This is a genomic window from Pseudomonas fluorescens (assembly GCF_900636825.1).
Classification (GTDB): Bacteria; Pseudomonadota; Gammaproteobacteria; order Pseudomonadales; family Pseudomonadaceae; genus Aquipseudomonas; species Aquipseudomonas fluorescens_BG.
In genome coordinates, this window is sequence record NZ_LR134318.1 from 477704 (window position 1) to 494051 (window position 16348).

The following is a 16348-nucleotide window of genomic DNA, read 5'->3' on the forward strand; positions in this document are numbered from 1 at the left end:
AACTCGTCAGGAAATAAATTCCTCGGCGAAAGTGCCGCCCCCGCTTGGTGCTTTTGCTTCTAGCAAAGGGCCATGACTGCGATAAAAGGGAGCAAAAACGGGGTGATTATCGATAAATCCGACTAGGTGCAACTTAATCTCATGAAATTGGTTGCACCTTATTTGATTTGTTGCATAGCATTCGCGCCCAAGGTGCAACCGGAATTAATCCGGCGCACCGGCTGATGGCTTTCCTGGGGAAACATCAGACCTAAATGCGCGGGATCCCGGATCGTCTGCCAAACGTCGTCGTTTGCGAGCGGTTCACCACCGCCGCTACATAAAAACAAAGCCAGGGCGTAACTCAATGAGCGTAAGCAATCCAACCCTGATCACATTCGTGATCTACATCGCAGCAATGGTGCTGATCGGCTTGATGGCCTATCGCTCCACCAATAACCTTTCTGACTATATTCTCGGCGGTCGCAGCCTCGGCAGTGTCGTTACCGCGCTGTCTGCCGGTGCCTCCGACATGAGCGGCTGGTTGCTGATGGGCCTGCCAGGCGCCATCTACATGTCCGGTCTTTCCGAAAGCTGGATCGCCATCGGTCTGGTCATCGGTGCCTACCTGAACTGGCTGTTTGTTGCCGGCCGTCTGCGCGTCCAGACCGAGCACAACGGCGACGCCCTGACCCTGCCGGACTACTTCGCCAGCCGTTTTGAAGACAAGAGCGGCCTGCTGCGGATTATCTCGGCGATCGTGATTCTGGTGTTCTTCACCATCTATTGCGCTTCCGGCATCGTGGCCGGTGCCCGCCTGTTCGAAAGCACCTTCGGCATGTCCTACGAAACGGCACTTTGGGCCGGTGCGGCGGCGACGATTGCCTACACCTTCATCGGCGGTTTCCTCGCGGTGAGCTGGACCGACACTGTGCAAGCCACGCTGATGATCTTCGCGCTGATCCTGACGCCGATCATCGTTCTGTTGGCCACCGGCGGCGTCGATACCACGTTCCTGGCCATCGAAGCCAAGGACCCGAGCAACTTCGACATGCTCAAGGGCACCACTTTCATCGGCATCATCTCGCTGATGGGCTGGGGTCTGGGCTACTTCGGTCAGCCGCACATCCTCGCGCGTTTCATGGCCGCGGACTCGGTGAAATCGATCGCCAAGGCGCGTCGCATTTCCATGACCTGGATGATCCTGTGCCTGGGCGGCACCGTGGCGGTGGGCTTCTTCGGTATCGCTTACTTCTCGGCGCACCCGGAAGTGGCGGGCGCGGTCACCGAAAACCCTGAGCGTGTGTTCATCGAACTGGCCAAGATCCTCTTCAACCCATGGGTTGCCGGTGTCTTGCTGTCGGCCATTCTGGCTGCCGTGATGAGCACTTTGAGCTGCCAGTTGCTGGTGTGCTCGAGCGCTTTGACCGAAGACTTCTACAAAACCTTCCTGCGCAAATCCGCTTCCCAGGTTGAACTGGTTTGGGTTGGCCGTGCGATGGTGTTGCTGGTTGCCCTGATCGCTATCGGCCTGGCCGCCAACCCGGAAAACCGCGTACTGGGCCTGGTGTCCTACGCCTGGGCTGGTTTCGGTGCGGCGTTCGGTCCGGTTGTACTGATTTCCGTGATCTGGAAAGACATGACCCGCAACGGCGCACTGGCCGGCATCATCGTTGGTGCGGTGACCGTGGTGGTGTGGAAGCATTTCGAACTGCTGGGTCTGTACGAAATCATCCCGGGCTTCATCTTTGCCAGTTTGGCGATCTACTTTGTCAGCAAGGCGGGCGAACCGACTCGCGGCATGGTTGAGCGCTTCCAGGCAGCGGAAAAAGATTTCAATCTGAACAAGTAATGCGCTGAGCTTCGGCTCACACGAAAACGGCCCGTTTCCTACAGGAAGCGGGCCGTTTTTTGTTGCCTGTGATTTCTTGCGGACACTGGAGAAACCTGTGGGAGCTGGCTTGCCAGCGATGGCGGTGCGTCAGTCAATGAATAAGTCGAATGTGCTGACCTCATCGCTGGCAAGCCAGCTCCCACAGGGTTTTGTGGTGTTTGTTCGGATTTGTCTGTAGTCGGATGTGCCAATTTTCAGATGGTTTTTCGACAATAGAAGTAGGGCAAATCTGATTTTCCCGTCACCCATTCATCACCCCTTGCCCCTCATGCAGAATCGCCCGCCCTCACACCGCAGAGAGACATCGGATGTTCGCGCCTGCCAATCAACCGCGTTTCACGTTGACCCTTGAAGGCGCCCAGCATGACCTCAAAGTCCTTGAGTTCACGGGCAAGGAAGCCATCAGCCAACCTTTTCGTTTCGAGCTGGAACTGGTCAGTGAACGACCGGATCTGGACCTGGAGAGCTTGCTGCACTGTGAGGCGTTTCTGAGTTTCGACGCCAACGGTTCCGGCGTTCACGGTCAGATTTATCAAGTGGGCCAGGGCGACTCCGGGAAACGTCTGACGCGTTATCACCTCAGCCTTGTCCCGCGTCTGACGTACCTGGGGCATCGCATCAATCAGCGGATTTTCCAGCACCTGAGCGTGCCGCAGATTGTCGAGCAGGTACTCAAGGATCATTCAATCCTGCGTGACGCTTTCGCATTTCGCCTCGGCAGCGACTATCCGCCCCGCGAATATTGCGTGCAGTACGCCGAGAGCGACCTGGCGTTCATCCAGCGGTTGTGCGCAGAGGTCGGTATCCATTACCACTTTCAACACAGCGCCGAAGGCCATCTGCTGGTATTCGGTGACGATCAAACCGTGTTCCCACGCCTCGCCAGACCGACGCTGTACCTGCCGGGCAGCGGGATGTCTGCGGGTGCGCCGGCGATCCAGCGGTTCAATGTACGGGTGGAAACCCGCACCAGCGTGGTCACTCGACGCGATTACAACTTCCTCAAACCGCGACTGCAATTGGAAGGGCGCTACGACGGCGAACAACGGCCGGTTCTGGAGGATTATCACTTTCCCGGCCAGTTCAATGATCGTGAAACCGGCAAGCATGTGGCGCAGCGAGCGCTTGAACGTCAGGCTGCGGATTACCGTCAGGCCGAAGGTGTCAGCGACGAATCCGCACTGGTGTGCGGACATTTCCTTCAACTGATCGACCACCCGCGTAACGACTGGAACGATTTGTGGTTGCTGACCACAGTCGAGCACCATGGCCGACAGCCGCAAGTGCTGGAGGAGTCGGTAACCAGCGATGGGGAAGGATTCCAGGGTTACCGTAATACGTTTCGCGCCACGCCGTGGGCCGTGTTCTTTCGCCCGGCCCTGGGGCCGGAAAAGCCGCGCATGCTCGGTTACCAACCGGCGGTGGTGACTGGGCCGCAGGACACGGAAATCCATTGCGACGAATACGGCCGGGTGAAGGTGCAACTGGCCTGGGATCGCGAAGGTGAAATGAACGAGCATTCCAGTTGCTGGCTGCGGGTCGCCACGGGGTGGGCCCATGATCGTTACGGCAGTGTGCTGATTCCCCGCGTCGGCATGGAGGTGCTGGTCGGTTTCATTGATGCCGATGCCGACAAACCGTTGGTGGTCGGCTGCCTGCCCAACGCCGCGACGCCAGTGCCGCTGGATCTGCCGGCCGAAAAGACCCGCAGCATCTTCCGCAGTCAGAGCAGCCCCGGCGGTGGTGGCTACAACGAGTTACGCATCGAGGACAAGAAAGGCGCCGAGGAGATCTACCTGCGCGCCCAGCGCAACTGGACGCAGCATGTGCTGAATGACCAACAGGTGCAGGTCGGCAACCAGCGCAGCATTGTCGTCACCGGCACTGCCCGGCATGAGTTGAAGGCCGATGAGCAACGCATCACCCACGGCCAGCGCCAGGCCGAAGTGAAGCAGGATGATCACCTGACCGTCGCAGGCGACCGGCATATTCGCGTGAACAACCAAACCCTCAGTGCCGCAGCGCAACTCCATGTCAGCGCCGGCCAGCACGTGGTGATCGATGGCGGCGCGAGTGCAACGATTCAGGCCGGCGGGCAGTGGATCAACATCGGTCCGGGCGGGATTTTCAGCAGCGTACCGATTGTCGTCGGTGGTGCGCCGATGGCGGCGATGAGTGCGGCGCCGGTTGTACCGGGGTTGCCGGGAAAATTGCTCGCAGCGCCGGCTGCCATGCTCACCGCCGCACAAATCATGAGTTTCAAAAGCGATGCGCCATTCTGCGAAGAATGTGAGCGTTGCAAGGACGGTGTCTGTGCAGCCTGAGGTGTTTTCGCCTGCCGAATGGTTGGCCAGTGAGCCGTTGACTGCTTCCGAGCGATTGTTCGCGGTGTTCAGCAACGCCAGCGAGGCAAACCCGCGCAAGGCCTGGCGAGAACCGGCGAGCCCTATCTGGGCTGAGACGATCTACGCCGAGTGGGAAGCAGTGATGCCTTATGTGGGAATCGTCGCCGCCGACAGTAAGTTTCTGCATTGGGTGGCTACTACCGAGTCGCAGGATTGGGGTTGGCTGGCGGTGTCTTCGGCGAATCTCGAACAAGTGGTGGCGCACTTTCGCAGCCTGACGCAGGTACTGATGCCGGATGGCAAAAAGGTATTTTTCCGTTTCTGGGATGGCCGGTTTCTGTTGCCCATTTTGCAGGCGAACGAGGTCGATCCGGCGCAACTGTTGCCAATGATCGGGCGTGCTCTGGTCAATGGCCGTGCCCTGAAAATTGGCGGCAGGGCGCTGATTTCAGACCATGCTTTCCCGTGGTGGCAGGTGCCGGATTCAGTGCTGGCGCAGCAGGGTGAGGATGTTCGCACCGCCAACGCATTGCAGTGGTTGAGCGAAGAACATCCGGCAGTTTTCGAGGCATTCCCCGAGGCTGTTTTGCGCTGCAAGGTCAGGCAGTTTTTTCAGGTCTCGATGTCGGAAGATTCCTCGAAATCGGCATTATTGGCGTTTTTGCTGGCAGAGTCAGCGTGACGTTTCGGGGCGAAGCTCTCGGACGATTCCTTCGAGTTGCGGCGGATTGCATGAAATGGTGGGCGATGGGTTGCAGGGATAGTCTTTTCGTTGTCACTGCGAGAGTGGTGGCGGGTGTAGGAACCGCCATCCCCCTGCGCGACGGCTGTGACGTGCTCGATGTCATCGGCAAACGCCTGAGCGCTATGCCTGCCTGAAGAATCAAAAGATCGCAGCCTGCGGCAGCTCCTACACGTTCACCCTGTAGGAGCTGCCGCAGGCTGCGATCTTTTGATGTTGAGGGCCGCTCGGCTGCGAACCCCTGACTTGCCGCGCGGTAAAAGGTAAACTTTGCGCCCTTCGCAGGAGCAGCCATGAATTATCGTCACGCCTTCCATGCCGGCAATCACGCCGATGTGTTCAAACACCTGACCTTGACCCGCCTCATCGCCCTGATGTCGCGCAAGGAGCAGCCGTTTGCCTATCTCGACACGCACGCCGGCATCGGTTTGTATGACTTGCAGGGCGATCAGGCCAATCGCACGGGCGAGTACCTGGAAGGCATCGCGCGCTTGTGGGATCAGCCGGATCTGCCGACGCTGACTGCCGACTACATGAAGGTGCTGCACGAGATGAACCCGGATGGCCAGTTGCGCTACTACCCCGGTTCGCCGGAGCTGGCGCGGCGTCTGACCCGGCCGCAGGATCGCGTGATGCTCAACGAGAAGCACCCGGAAGACGGCGTGTTGCTCAAGGACAACATGGCTGGTGATCGTCGGGTCAAGGTTCATCTCGGCGAGGGCTGGCACGTTGCGCGGGCGATGTTGCCGGTGCAGGAAAAACGCGCGGTGATGTTGATCGACCCGCCGTTCGAAGAGCTCGACGAGATGCAGCGTTGCGCGGCGTCGTTGAAAGAAGCGATTGGCCGCATGCGCCAGACGGTAGCGGCGATCTGGTATCCGGTGAAGGAGCAGCGTGCACTGCGGCGCTTCTATCAGGATCTGGCTGGCACGGGCGCACCGAAGTTGCTGCGCGTGGAGTTGTTGGTGCATCCCCTGGATACGCCGAACAGCCTTAACGGTTCGGGCATGGCCATTGCCAATCCGCCGTGGGGGCTGGAGGAAGAGTTGCGCGAGCTGCTGCCGTGGTTGTCTAAGAAGCTGGGGCAGACTCAGGGTGGCTGGCAGATGGATTGGCTGATCGCGGAGAGCTGATCAACGGCAAGATCAAAAGATCGCAGCCTGCGGCAGCTCCTACACGGTTCGGTGTCGTTCACAAATGTGCGGACGAACACTGATCTCCTGTAGGAGCTGCCGCAGGCTGCGATCTTTTGCTTTCAGGCTTTAATTACCCGCCAGACTCGGCGGCATGCAAACGCCGGTGCCGCCGATGCCGCAATAACCCTCAGGATTTTTCGCCAGATATTGCTGGTGATACGTCTCGGCGAAATACACGGTCGGGGCCTGTTCAATCTCGGTGCTGATTTCACCAAGGCCGGCTTTCGACAGTTCGGCCTGGTAAACATCTTTGCTTTTCAGCGCGGCATCCAGTTGCTCCGGTGTGGTCGCGTAGATCACTGAGCGGTACTGCGTGCCGATGTCATTGCCCTGGCGCATGCCCTGAGTCGGGTTGTGCAATTCCCAGAACATCGCCAGCAGTTCTTCGTAGCTGAGCTGTGCCTTGTCGTACACCACCAACACCACTTCGGCGTGGCCGGTCAGGCCCGAGCAGACTTCTTCGTAGGTCGGGTTCGGCGTGAAACCGCCGGCATAACCGACAACCGTGCTGACGACACCTTCGCGCTGCCAGAAGCGACGCTCGGCGCCCCAGAAACAGCCCAGGCCGAAGATCGCAAAGTCGACATCCTGAAAAAACGGGCCGAGCAATGGGGTGTCTTCGAAGACAAAGTGTTTTTCAGGCAGGGTCATCGCGGTTTCGCGGCCGGGCAGAGCTTGTTCTTTGGTTGGAAGCACGTTTTTGTTCACCAGAATTTCCGAGCGCAGAACCATGAGCGTTCCTCTCAGTCAGGTTGGATTTGAAAAGTCAGACCGCCAGTGTGCCGAATGATGCCGGAATTCGCACTATCCAATGTAGGAGCTGCCGCAGGCTCGGGCCGCGATCGGACGATCTTTTGATCTTGTCTCAAAAAACAGGATCAAAAGATCGTCCGATCGCGGCCCGAGCCTTCGGCAGCTCCTACATGAGAGGGCGGCGGGGGCTAGAGGCAGAGCGGGCCGCGTGGGTAGCGTTTGAGTGCCTGAATCAGTTCGCTGCCGGGGATCGGTCGGTCGAACAGATAGCCTTGGCCAACGTCGCAACGGTGGCGGCGCAGGAACGCCAGTTGCTCGGCGGTCTCGATACCTTCGGCGACGACCTTGAGTTTCAGGTTGTGCGCCATGGCGATCACGGCGGAGGTGATTTCCATGTCGTCCTGGTTGTCCGGGATTTCATGGATGAAGCTGCGATCGATCTTGATGATGTCGATCGGGAATTTCTTCAGATAGCTCAGCGACGAATAACCGGTGCCGAAATCGTCCATGGCCAGGGTCAGGCCGAGACGCTTGAGCTGGTCGAGCTGCAAGTGGGTGTCTTCGGTGGCTTCCAGCAGCAGGCCTTCGGTCAGCTCCAGTTCGAGCAGATTGGCCGGCAGCGCTTCTTCCTTGAGGATGTTGGCGATTGAGGCGACCAGATCCGGGTCCGAGAACTGCTTCGGCGACAGGTTGATGGCCACCTGCAGATTGCCCAGGCCGGCGGCGGTGAGGGCTTTGCTCATGCGGCAAGCCTGTCGCGCAATCCATTTTCCGATCGGAATGATCAGGCCGGTTTCTTCGGCAACGCTGATGAATTGATCTGGGCGGATCATCCCGCGTTCCGGGTGATTCCAGCGCAGCAGCGCTTCCATGCCCAGCAAGCGACCGCTGCGCAGGCACAGTTTCGGCTGGTAGAACACATCGAGTTCGTTCTGGGTGAGGGCGCGGCGCAGGTTGTTCTCGACGAACAGCTTGTAGCTGGCCTCGGCGTTCAACGCTTCGGTGAACACCTGCACCTGATGTTTACCGTTGGCCTTGGCCTTGTGCAGCGCCAGGCCGGCGTTGCGCATCAGCGTCTGCGGATCGCGACCGTGCAGCGGCGCGCAGGCCAGACCCACTGAACCGGTAACGCTGATCAGCTGGTTGTCGACGAACATCGGTTTGTCCAGCGTCGCCAGCAATTGGTTGGCGATCTGCTGGCCGGTCGGAAGGTCGGTGTCATCCAGCAGCACGGCGAATTCGTTACTGGCAAAACGCGCCAGACTGCCGCTCGGGCTGAGGCTGTTGCGCAGGCGTCGGGCGAGGCTGATCAGCAGTTTGTCGCCGGTCTGGTGGCCCAAGCTGTCGTTGATTCGCTTGAAGTTGTCGATGTCCACCAGCAGCAGACTGATCGGCGTATCGCTGTCGCGAGCGAAGCGTTCGTCGAGGTTGCGAATAAACGCCGGACGATTGCCAAGGTTGGTCAGGTTGTCGGTGTAGGCCAGACGCTCGATGCGCTGCTGCGCCAGTTTGGTCTGCGTGATGTCTTCGTAGATGCCGATGTAATGCGTCAGCTCGCGGTTGTCACCGTAGACCTTGGAAATCGACAACTGGCCCCAGTACGGTTCGAGGTTCTTGCGGCGGCTCTTGAATTCACCTTGCCAGCTGTTGCTCTGGGCCAGTGCCGAGGGCGCGTCGAACAGCAATTCGCTGAGGTTTTCCAGGGCCGGCAGCTCGGACAAGCGCTGGCCGTGGACTTCTTCGGTGGTGTATTGCGTGATCGCGGTGAAGCTCGGGTTGACGTACTCGACTACGCCCTCGCAGTTGACCAGCAGAAACGCGTTGGCACTTTGCTCGACTGCACGCTGAAACAAATGCAGGGCACTGGTGGCGGTGCGGCGGTTATGGTTGTTGATGACCTGGGCGAACTGATCGGCCAGCTCACCGGCAAAGGCGATTTCATCGGACTGCCAGGCGCGGGTCGCACCGGTTTGTTCAAGACACAGCACACCGACGACCTGGCCGTCGACGCGAATGCTGGCGTCGAGCATCGCGTTGACATCGCGCGGGCGCAGCGCCTCGGCCATTTCCCGTGTGCGCGGGTCGCGCATTGCGTTGTGGGCGTCGATGGCGCGGCTGCTGTGCAACGCTTCCATGTAGTCCGGGAAGGTGCTGATGTCGATCGGGGCCTGCAGGATGTATTCTTGAGTCGCGCGGTGGTACGCCGAAATCGGCACCAGTTGCTGGTCTTCGAGATTCCACAGGCTGGCGCAGTCGATTTCATAGATTTCGCAGGCACAGCGAGTGATCAGCTCGGCGGCCTCTTGCAATGAGTTATGCGAGCTGTAGCGCTGACGGGCGAGCAGCAGAATCAGATCCTGCTGGGCGCGGACGCGTTCCAGATGCAGCAGTTGCTCCTGCTGCGCGCGTTGATTCAGTTCGAGAGCGATCTGCAGCCGTGAGTTCTGGGTTTCCAGATCGACCGAAGGCGTCAGCGTCGCTTCGTCGAACAGATTATCGACCGCCAGCAGATAGCCGCGCAGCAGATGCCGGTTGTGCTGTTTGTAGGCTTCGCCGAGTTCAAGAATGTTTAGCGCACCGGCCGGTGTGTGCAAGGTGTAGCGCACCAGATAATGCGGGCTCGCGGTCAGTTGTTGCTGGATCGCGTCGTGCAGTTGATAGCGCGCTTCGGGCTCCATCAGGCTGGCGTAGGGCGAACCGACCAGCGCGCAAAGCTCGACGGCCGGTTGGCCAAACTGGCGTTCGCAGTTGGGATCGAGAAACAGCATCGCCCAACTGGCTTCATTCAAGCGCTCGAAACGCAGCATGCCGAGCCGCGAGGGCACAGGCAACTGCGTCACTACCTCGGCCGCCATACGGCTGGCAGCATCGGGTTGGCTCTTCATGAAGGGAACTCGCTTGGAATATGCTGAATGCGCCGGGCTCTCGCCCTCTTGATTGTTGGCTGCGGCAAGGTTGCATCATTGCGGCACCGACTGACAAGAGAGATGAAGGCCAAGTGCTATAAGAATATGTCGGCTGCAGTGAACATTTCTCCAGCGCGGGATTGAAATGAGCGAAAGATCGCAGCCTTCGGCAGCTTCTACATGGGACCTGTAGGAGCTGCCGAAGGCTGCGATCTTTGAAGGGTTCAACGCAATTTGATGCTGATCGATTGCAGCTTCCTGCCATCCCGATCATGGTAATTCACCAAAATCTGCTCAGCCTCGACGACCAAATGGGCAAAGTTGTCCTGGCTCACCACAGCGCTGGTCAGTTCATGCCGATAATCGCCAGCCACCGTGCGAATCAGCGGTTGATCGAGAATGAACGTCGAGGCCTTGGCATACGGCAGCAGTTTGCTGTTGTGCAGCGGCGAGGAGACGATGGTGTGGACTTCGAAATCAGCGTCATCGCTGTGGGTCAGGCGACTGGTCAGTGAGCCATGCACATCGCCAGAGACGAATATCACGTTCCTGATCCGCTGGGTGCGAATGGTTTCCAGCAGGCGCAGACGCTGTTCGGGAAATGCTTTCCAGGCGTCGTCACCGTGTAATTTGCGATCGGGATAGAACATGACACTGGTCACCACGAATTTGACCCGCGCCGGACTGCTGATCAACCAATCGAGCAGCGCTTCCTCTTGCTCGACGTCGAGGATGCGCCGGTCTTCTCTGGACAAGTTGCGCCGGGTGCGACTGTCGGTCACAAACCAGGCGATATCGCTGTCGCCGAATTGATACCAGTAATGCTTCAAGGTATCGCGATCTATCTGACCATCGTTGTTACAGGCATAAACCGGGCTGTGGCTGGCTTGATAAAGTTCATAAGCGGCCATGGCGTTGCGATATAAGTCCTTGTCATCTTTGCTGGCATTGGCGGGCCAGTTATCTTCGATTTCATGATCGTCGAGGATCATGTAAGTCGACGTGCTGGACATCAAGCGTTGAATATTGGGTTGCGAAAACGCCGTTCGATACTTCTTCAGAATGTCTTTGGCTTCGCGATCCGGCGCAATGATATTCAGATCATCTACGTACACTTGATCCCCGGTCATGATCATCGCGCTCACCGCGGGCTGACTGTTTTCAATAAGTTTGTTGATGGAGCCAAAGATGCGATCGCCCAATTGCGGCAACGAGGCGATGCCTGCCGTGATACGCAGATAACGGCACGAACCGACGATAAACGCCCGAGGCTGCCGGGCTTGCTCGGTGCGGGTGCGAAAGCGATAGAGTTGACGCGGCCATTGCAGTGGAAACTCCACTACCGTGTCGATGGTATGCACCGGATTCATCGGGCTTAACCAGCCGGCTTGATATTCATATTCACAATCAGCTTCCAGATCCTGCAATACCAGCACTCCCGACATGTCATTGGCCGGGTTCAAGAGTGTGAATACGCTGTTGGACCATTTTTCCGCGCCGGCTTTACGTGCGCGAATGCCTGCAAATACCCGTTTTCTATCCTGCTGCTCGCCGCGAACAAAGATGCGTACTTGGTTAGTTGTGGTGTGGCCCACGATCGGGCCAATAACAGGTTTGAACATGATCGATTCCGTTCGACTGTGTTTGATTAATGATAAATAAATAAGCGCAGCGCGTTTATTCAACTTCCATGAGTAGAGGTTAGTTGGCCGGCGGCGGAAAATATTGGCGTTAAGTGGACCAGAGCTGTGGCCGATATCAGCGCAAGTTGTGGGAAAAAACCCGGCCAGGTTTATTTCAGGCAAAAAAAAGCCCCGTCAAACTGACGGGGTTGAGGTACGAGCGTGTGGCGCTCGAAAACGTGAAACACCAGCGGCCCTCCGTTACCAGAGGGCCGCCGGGGATTACAGCAGGATGGTCCGGATGTCCGCCAGCAGGCTGCCCAGACGCTGGGTGAAGCGTGCGGCAGCGGCGCCGTTGATCACACGGTGATCGTAGGACAGCGACAGCGGCAGCATCAGTTTCGGCTGGAAGGCTTTGCCGTCCCAGACTGGCTGGATGGTTGCCTTGGAAACACCGAGGATCGCCACTTCCGGCGCGTTGACGATCGGCGTGAAGCCGGTGCCGCCAATGTGGCCGAGGCTGGAAATAGTGAAGCAGGCGCCTTGCATGTCGTCAGCGGTGAGCTTCTTGTCGCGGGCTTTGGCGGCCAGCGCAGCCGCCTCAGCCGCAAGCTGCAGAAGGCTTTTCTGGTCGACGTTCTTGATGACCGGTACCAACAGACCATCCGGCGTATCGACGGCGAAGCCGATGTTGACGTACTTCTTGCGGATGATCGCTTTGCCGCTTGGCGCCAGCGAACTGTTGAAGTCCGGCAGCTCCTTGAGCATGTGCGCGCACGACTTGAGCAGCAGCGGCAGGATGGTCAGCTTGACGCCAGCCTTCTCTGCAACGGCTTTCTGCGCTACGCGGAACGCTTCCAGCTCGGTGATATCAGCCGAGTCGAACTGAGTCACGTGCGGGATGTTCAACCAGCTGCGGTGCAGGCTCGACGCGCCGATCTGCATCAGGCGAGTCATCGGCACTTCTTCGATTTCGCCGAAACGGCTGAAGTCGACGACCGGAATCGGCGGGATGCCCGCGCCACCGGTTGCGCCCGCTGCAGCGGCCGGTGCTTCCTTGGCCTTCTGCATCATCGCTTTGACGTAAACCTGCACGTCTTCTTTCAGAATCCGACCGTGCGGGCCGCTGGCGCCGACAGCGTTCAGCTCAACGCCGAATTCGCGGGCCAGTTGACGCACGGCTGGGCCGGCGTGAACTTTGGCGCCCGGTTTCGCTGGCGTAGCAGCCGGTGCGGAGGCTGGAGCGGCAGCAGGTGCAGGTGCAGGTGCAGCCGGAGCCGCAGCGGCTGGAGCACTTGGAGCAGCGGCAGCAGCCGGGGCAGCAGCAGGCGCCGCGCCTTTGACTTTCAGCTTGAGAATCAGGTCGCCGGTACCGACTTCGTCGTCCAGCTTGATCGAAACGCTTTCGACCACGCCAGCGGCAGGCGATGGGATTTCCATGCTCGCCTTGTCGGATTCCAGAGTGATCAGTGACTGATCGGCTTCAACGGTATCGCCAGCCTTGACCAGCACTTCGATGATCTTGGCTTTGCCAGCCGAGCCGATGTCCGGAACGTGGATGTCCTGAACGCTGTCGGCAACCGGTGCTGCTGGCGCGGCTGCCGGAGCAGGCGCAGCGGCAGCGGCCGGGGCAGCAGCCTGAGCCGGAGCGGCTGCAGCAGGGGCCGCAGCACCCGCCACTTCCAGATCCAGAATCAGATCGCCAGTGCCGACTTCGTCGTTGAGCTTGACGCTGATGGCCTTGACCACGCCAGCGGCAGGCGACGGGATTTCCATGCTCGCCTTGTCGGATTCCAGGGTGATCAGCGATTGATCAGCTTCGACGGTGTCGCCGACCTTGACTTGGATCTCGATGATCTGCGCCTTGCCCGACGAGCCGATGTCCGGCACGTGCACTTGCTGCACCGAAGCGGCAGCAGGAGCAGCGGCGGGTGCGGCAGCAGCAGGAGCGGCCGCCGGTTTTTCTTCAGCCTTTTTAGCCGGTGCAGCAGCCGGAGCAGGGGCCGCTTCAGCGGCGCCCTCGACTTCCAGCTCAAGCAGTTCGTCGCCTTCTTTCAGACGGTCGCCCAGCTTCACTTTCAGGCTTTTGATGACGCCGGCTTTCGGGGCCGGCACTTCCATGCTGGCCTTGTCCGATTCCAGGGTCAGGATGCTCTGGTCGGCTTCGATACGGTCGCCGACCTTCACAAACAGTTCAATTACTTCACCTTCACCGCTGCCGATGTCAGGTACGCGAATGAGTTCGCTCACAAAATGTCTCCTCAGCAGTCCAGTGGGTTGCGTTTTTCCGGGTCGATGCCGAACTTGGTGATGGCTTCAGCCACAACCTTAGGTTCGATATCACCACGGTCAGCCAGTGCTTCCAGGGCTGCCAACACCACGAAATGACGGTCGACTTCGAAGAAATGACGCAGTTTCTTGCGGCTGTCGCTGCGGCCGAAACCGTCGGTGCCGAGGACTTTGAATTCCTTGGACGGTACCCACTGACGGATCTGCTCGGCGAACAGCTTCATGTAGTCGGTAGAAGCAATCACCGGACCTTTACGGCCGTTCAGGCACTCTTCGACGTAGCTCAGCTGAGGCTTCTGGCCCGGCTTCAGACGGTTGCTGCGCTCTACAGCCAGACCATCGCGACGCAGTTCGTTGAAGCTGGTAACGCTCCACACGTCAGCGCCAACGTTGAACTCTTCACGCAGGATCTTCGCCGCTTCACGCACTTCACGCAGGATGGTGCCGGAGCCCATCAGCTGAACGTGGTGCGCCGCATCGCGGGTGTCTTCTTCGAGCAGGTACATGCCTTTCTTGATGCCTTCTTCGGCACCGGCCGGCATGGCTGGCTGCTGGTACGACTCGTTCATCACGGTGATGTAATAGAAGATGTCCTGTTGCTCTTCGGTCATCTTCTTCATGCCGTCCTGAATGATCACCGCCAGCTCGTAGCCGTAGGTCGGATCGTAGGTACGGCAGTTCGGGATGGTCGCGGCCAGCAAGTGGCTGTGACCGTCTTCGTGCTGCAGACCTTCACCGTTCAGGGTGGTACGGCCGGCGGTGCCGCCGATCAGGAAGCCACGGGTACGGCTGTCGCCGGCAGCCCAGGCCAGGTCGCCAATACGCTGGAAGCCGAACATCGAATAGAAGATGTAGAACGGCAGCATTGGCTGGTTGTGGCTGGAGTACGAAGTACCGGCAGCGATGAAGGAACTCATGGCGCCCGCTTCGTTGATGCCTTCTTCAAGGATCTGACCTTTCTGGTCTTCCTTGTAGAACATCACCTGGTCTTTATCGACTGGCTCGTAAAGCTGGCCGACGGACGAGTAGATGCCCAACTGACGGAACATGCCTTCCATACCGAAGGTACGGGCTTCGTCCGGGATGATCGGAACGATGCGCGGGCCGATTTCCTTGTCCTTGACCAGTTGCGCGAGGATCCGCACGAACGCCATGGTGGTGGAAATTTCACGATCACCCGAGCCATCGAGAATGGCCTTGAGGGTGTCAAGATCCGGAGTCGGCACGCTGAAGCTCTGCGCGCGGCGCTGTGGCACGAAACCGCCCAGTGCAGCACGACGCTCGGCGAGGTAGCGGCCTTCGGCGCTGTTCGGCTCTGGCTTGAAGAACGGCAGGTTCTCCAGCTCTTCGTCTTTGACCGGGATATCGAAGCGGTCGCGGAACAACTTCAGGCTGTCGACGTCGACTTTCTTGGTGTTGTGCGCAGTGTTTTTCGCTTCGCCGGCACCGGTGCCATAACCCTTGATGGTCTTGGCAAGGATGACGGTCGGTTGTTCTTTGTGGTTGACCGCTTCGTGGTACGCCGCGTAGACCTTGTACGGGTCATGGCCGCCACGGTTGAGCTTCCAGATCTCGTCGTCGGACAAGTCTGCAACCATCGCTTTGAGTTCAGGCGTGTTGAAGAAGTGCTCACGCACGAACGCGCCGTCTTTGGCTTTGTAGTTCTGGTACTCGCCGTCGATGACTTCGTCCATGCGACGCTGCAGGATGCCGTCGACGTCCTTGGCCAGCAGAGGGTCCCAGAAACGGCCCCAGATGACTTTGGTCACGTTCCACTGTGCACCGCGGAACACGCCTTCGAGTTCCTGGATGATTTTGCCGTTGCCGCGAACCGGGCCGTCGAGGCGCTGCAGGTTGCAGTTGATGACGAAGATCAGGTTGTCCAGCTTCTCGCGGCCGGCCAGGGAGATCGCGCCCAGGGATTCCGGCTCGTCGCACTCGCCGTCACCCAGGAAGCACCAGACTTTCTGTTTGCCCGGCTGGATGAAACCGCGGTGTTCCAGGTACTTCATGAAGCGCGCCTGGTAGATCGCCTGGATCGGACCCAGACCCATCGATACGGTCGGGAACTGCCAGAAATCTGGCATCAGCCAAGGGTGCGGATAGGACGACAGGCCTTGACCATCGACTTCCTGACGGAAGTTGTTCATCTGGTCTTCGGTGATGCGGCCTTCCATGAATGCGCGGGCGTAAACGCCTGGCGAGGTGTGGCCCTGGAAATAGATCAGGTCGCCGCCGTGTTCGTCGGTCGGGGCCTGGAAGAAATAGTTGAAGCCGATGTCATACAGGGTCGCACTGGAAGCGAAGCTGGAGATGTGACCACCCAGGTCCGAATCTCGCAGGTTCGTACGCATTACCATGGCCATCGCGTTCCAGCGTACCAGCGAGCGAATGCGGCGTTCCATGAACAGGTCGCCAGGCATGCGTGCTTCGTGGGTAACGGGGATCGTGTTGCGGTAAGGCGTGGTGATGGCGTAAGGGAGCTGCGAACCGCTGCGGGTTGCGAGTTCACCCATACGGGTCATCAGATAGTGAGCACGGTCTTCGCCTTCTTTGTCGAGAACCGATTCCAGGGCGTCCAGCCATTCCTGGGTTTCGACGGGATCGAGGTCTTGCATGGCT

General features: G+C 59.0%; 9 protein-coding genes. 4 read left to right on the forward strand and 5 right to left on the reverse strand.

Annotated elements, in window-relative coordinates:
- The first annotated feature begins 346 nt into the window (after positions 1 to 346).
- From putP to EL257_RS02160, 4 genes are all read left to right on the forward strand, one after another.
- A complete protein-coding gene (gene putP / locus EL257_RS02145) occupies positions 347 to 1831 on the forward strand; it encodes a sodium/proline symporter PutP (protein WP_126359409.1) in 1485 nt (494 codons plus the stop codon).
- 350 nt (positions 1832 to 2181) lie between these two features.
- Positions 2182 to 4197 (forward strand): type VI secretion system tip protein VgrG, encoded by a 2016-nt coding sequence (locus EL257_RS02150; protein ID WP_126359411.1) that lies wholly within the window; start codon positions 2182 to 2184, stop codon positions 4195 to 4197.
- A complete protein-coding gene (locus EL257_RS02155; RefSeq protein ID WP_419866589.1) occupies positions 4142 to 4900 on the forward strand; it encodes a DUF4123 domain-containing protein in 759 nt (252 codons plus the stop codon). Before EL257_RS02150 ends, EL257_RS02155 begins: the two co-directional genes overlap by 56 nt.
- A gap of 353 nt (positions 4901 to 5253) precedes the next feature.
- The gene (locus EL257_RS02160) at positions 5254 to 6093 is read left to right on the forward strand and encodes a 23S rRNA (adenine(2030)-N(6))-methyltransferase RlmJ (RefSeq protein WP_126359415.1); all 840 of its coding nucleotides are present in this window, start codon (positions 5254 to 5256) and stop codon (positions 6091 to 6093) included.
- Positions 6094 to 6222: 129 nt separating this feature from the next.
- On the opposite strand, the gene msrA is transcribed toward EL257_RS02160, so the two are convergent.
- The 5 genes from msrA to aceE all read right to left on the reverse strand — a co-directional run bounded on the left by msrA (position 6223) and on the right by aceE (position 16344).
- Positions 6223 to 6888 (reverse strand): peptide-methionine (S)-S-oxide reductase MsrA, encoded by a 666-nt coding sequence (msrA, locus tag EL257_RS02165; protein WP_126359417.1) that lies wholly within the window; start codon positions 6886 to 6888, stop codon positions 6223 to 6225.
- Positions 6889 to 7097: 209 nt separating this feature from the next.
- On the reverse strand, positions 7098 to 9794 hold the full coding sequence (locus EL257_RS02170; protein WP_126359419.1) for a putative bifunctional diguanylate cyclase/phosphodiesterase: 2697 nt from the start codon (positions 9792 to 9794) through the stop codon (positions 7098 to 7100).
- A 245-nt stretch (positions 9795 to 10039) separates the two neighbouring features.
- Positions 10040 to 11437: an alkaline phosphatase D family protein gene (locus tag EL257_RS02175; RefSeq protein ID WP_126367965.1), complete on the reverse strand. Its 1398-nt coding sequence runs from the start codon at positions 11435 to 11437 to the stop codon at positions 10040 to 10042.
- A gap of 282 nt (positions 11438 to 11719) precedes the next feature.
- On the reverse strand, positions 11720 to 13687 hold the full coding sequence (aceF, locus tag EL257_RS02180) for a dihydrolipoyllysine-residue acetyltransferase (RefSeq protein ID WP_126359421.1): 1968 nt from the start codon (positions 13685 to 13687) through the stop codon (positions 11720 to 11722).
- An 11-nt stretch (positions 13688 to 13698) separates the two neighbouring features.
- Positions 13699 to 16344 carry a pyruvate dehydrogenase (acetyl-transferring), homodimeric type gene (aceE, locus tag EL257_RS02185; protein WP_126359423.1) on the reverse strand — a complete coding sequence of 882 codons (2646 nt, stop codon included), beginning with the start codon at positions 16342 to 16344 and terminating at the stop codon, positions 13699 to 13701.
- Positions 16345 to 16348 lie beyond the last annotated feature (4 nt).

Excerpts from the sequence above, each read along its gene's own strand:
- putP (WP_126359409.1), top strand. The coding sequence starts at position 347 with ATGAGCGTAAGCAATCCAACCCTGATCACATTCGTGATCTACATCGCA.
- aceE (WP_126359423.1), bottom strand. The coding sequence starts at position 16,344 with ATGCAAGACCTCGATCCCGTCGAAACCCAGGAATGGCTGGACGCCCTG.
- EL257_RS02155 (WP_419866589.1), top strand. The coding sequence starts at position 4,142 with ATGCGCCATTCTGCGAAGAATGTGAGCGTTGCAAGGACGGTGTCTGTG.
- EL257_RS02170 (WP_126359419.1), bottom strand. The coding sequence starts at position 9,794 with ATGAAGAGCCAACCCGATGCTGCCAGCCGTATGGCGGCCGAGGTAGTG.
- EL257_RS02175 (WP_126367965.1), bottom strand. The coding sequence starts at position 11,437 with ATGTTCAAACCTGTTATTGGCCCGATCGTGGGCCACACCACAACTAAC.
- msrA (WP_126359417.1), bottom strand. The coding sequence starts at position 6,888 with ATGGTTCTGCGCTCGGAAATTCTGGTGAACAAAAACGTGCTTCCAACC.
- EL257_RS02160 (WP_126359415.1), top strand. The coding sequence starts at position 5,254 with ATGAATTATCGTCACGCCTTCCATGCCGGCAATCACGCCGATGTGTTC.
- EL257_RS02150 (WP_126359411.1), top strand. The coding sequence starts at position 2,182 with ATGTTCGCGCCTGCCAATCAACCGCGTTTCACGTTGACCCTTGAAGGC.